The sequence below is a fragment of the Citrobacter sp. Awk 2 genome, from assembly GCF_028069815.1.
In the GTDB taxonomy this organism is placed as follows: Bacteria; Pseudomonadota; Gammaproteobacteria; order Enterobacterales; family Enterobacteriaceae; genus Citrobacter.
The window spans coordinates 1-2466 of sequence record NZ_JANEWL010000193.1 but is presented as its reverse complement, the minus strand read 5'-3'; the positions used below and the strand labels follow the sequence as shown (position 1 = coordinate 2466).

At 43.3% G+C, this 2466-nt stretch carries 2 protein-coding genes and 1 pseudogene; all 3 read left to right on the top strand.

Annotated elements, in window-relative coordinates; translation table 11 throughout:
• The first annotated feature begins 51 nt into the window (after positions 1-51).
• The gene (gene gmd, locus NNO02_RS23025; protein WP_271455851.1) at positions 52-1086 is read left to right on the top strand and encodes a GDP-mannose 4,6-dehydratase; all 1035 of its coding nucleotides are present in this window, start codon (positions 52-54) and stop codon (positions 1084-1086) included.
• A complete protein-coding gene (locus NNO02_RS23020; RefSeq protein WP_271455850.1) occupies positions 1086-1982 on the top strand; it encodes a GDP-mannose 4,6-dehydratase in 897 nt (298 codons plus the stop codon). Before gmd ends, NNO02_RS23020 begins: the two co-directional genes overlap by 1 nt.
• Positions 1982-2466: pseudogene (locus NNO02_RS23015) on the top strand (glycosyltransferase family 1 protein); the annotation flags it as partial. The gene NNO02_RS23020 and the pseudogene NNO02_RS23015, both read left to right, overlap by 1 nt.

Below are 2466 nucleotides of genomic sequence, written 5' to 3'. Positions count from 1 at the left end.
GTATAATCTTCTTTTGTTAAATTTAATTTGTATAAGTTAAAGGTCAATATGATGAAGTCTGCAATTATTACTGGTATTACTGGGCAAGATGGTGCGTACCTGGCTGAGTTGCTGCTGGGCAAAGGCTATAAAGTCTATGGTACTTATCGTCGTACTAGCTCTGTTAATTTTTGGCGTATCGAAGAATTAGGTATTAAGAAAAACCCTAACCTGCACTTGATTGAATACGATTTAACCGACCTTTCTGCCAGCATTCGCTTGCTCCAGACTACGGGGGCATCCGAGGTTTATAACCTTGCGGCGCAAAGCTTTGTTGGCGTTTCATTCGACCAGCCGGTCACTACTGCAGAAATCACCGGTATTGGCCCTGTTAACCTACTTGAAGCCATCCGCATTGTTAATCCTCAGATCCGTTTTTATCAGGCATCAACGTCTGAAATGTTTGGTCTGGTCCAGGCCGTTCCGCAGAAAGAAGATACTCCATTCTATCCGCGCAGCCCATATGGCGTAGCTAAACTGTATGCTCACTGGATGACCGTGAACTACCGTGAGAGCTATAATATTTTTGCATCAAGCGGAATCCTGTTTAACCACGAATCACCATTACGTGGTCAGGAATTTGTAACGCGTAAAATCACTGATTCTGTTGCAAAAATTAAGCTTGGTAAACTTGACGTTCTTGAACTCGGCAATATGGACGCTAAGCGTGACTGGGGTTATGCCAAAGAGTATGTAGAAGGAATGTGGCGTATTCTGCAGGCAGAAAAACCAGATACCTTCGTACTGGCAACTAACCGTACAGAGACTGTGCGCGACTTCGTCAGCATGGCTTTCAAAGCTGCTGGATTTACACTGCGTTTTGAGGGTAAGGACGAGGAAGAAGTGGGTATTGACTCCGCAACTGGAAAAACGTTGGTTCGTGTAAATCCAAAATTCTTCCGTCCTGCTGAAGTCGATCTATTAATCGGTAATCCAGCTCGTGCAAAAGAAATTCTGGGGTGGGAGCCAAAAACTTCGCTGGAGCAGTTGTGCCAGTTGATGGTTGAGGCTGATTTACGTCGTAACCAGCAAGGGTTTTCATTCTGATGTTCGGTGCCGGCAAACATGCTCTGGTGACAGGGATTAATGGTTTTACCGGCCGCTATGTGGCAGCGGAATTATCCGCTGCCGGATATCGGGTATTTGGTATTGGCGCAATGCCTTTTGATCAACCAGATTATTACCAGGTTGATCTAATGGATACTGCGAGATTGCAGGAGGTTATTCAGTTCATACAACCAAACGTTGTTATACATTTGGCCGCTATCGCTTATGTAGGGCATGGTGATGCAGATGCTTTCTACAACGTCAATTTACTTGGAACGCGCAATTTATTGCAGGCTTTGAGTGCCTGTAGCGCGATCCTGGATGGTGTGCTTCTCGCCAGTAGTGCTAACATTTATGGAAATGGTACCGCCGGGCAACTGAGTGAATCTGCGGCAGCAAATCCAGCGAACGATTATGCCGTTAGCAAGTTGGCCATGGAGTATATGTCTCGATTGTGGATGGATAAACTCCCCGTATTCATTACGAGGCCATTTAACTATACAGGTGTTGGTCAGGCGGAAAACTTCCTTTTGCCAAAGATAGTTAAACACTTTAAATCAAAATCACCGACGATCGAGTTAGGTAACATTGATGTTTGGCGCGATTTTACGGATGTTCGTGCACTAAGCCATGCTTATGTCAAATTATTACAGGCGAAACCAGTTGGCGAAGTTATTAACATCTGCTCTGGTCGCACATATTCACTGAGAAAAGTTATTGAACTTTGTGAAAAAATAACCGGACACCATCTGACCATCCAAATTAATCCAGAATTTGTCCGAGCAAATGAAGTTAAGACACTTAGTGGGGATCCATCGAAACTACAATCATTTATTCCAGATTGGAATGTCCCACCACTCGAAGATACCCTGCGCTGGATGTTGGAAAACGAGTAATGAAAGTCATATTTGGAACTGATGCGATAAAATATCCATTAACAGGTATCGGTCGCTATGCATTTGAGTTGGCTAAATGTTTATCTGATGCTCCAGAAATATCCGAATTACTTTTTTTAAATGGGCATCGACTCACTCAGCAAATGCCTGTGGCTAAAGAAAATAGCTCTTCTACGGAAGGGCTTAAAAGTTTAATAAAAAAGAGTCGACTGGCTTCGGAAGTATATCGGCTTACAGCACCGTGGTTGAAGACAAATGTCTTGAGAGATCATAAGGATGCGATTTATCATGGGCCGAATTTTTATCTGCCACCCAGGGTAGACCGCTGTGTTGTCACGTTTCATGATCTTTCTGTTTTTACTTTTCCGCAATGCCATCCTCCTGAGAGAGTTAGGTATATGCGTAAAGAACTTTTACAAACGGTAAAGCGAGCATCAGTATTTATTACAGACTCTGATTTTACCAGATTGGAACTGATTAATTA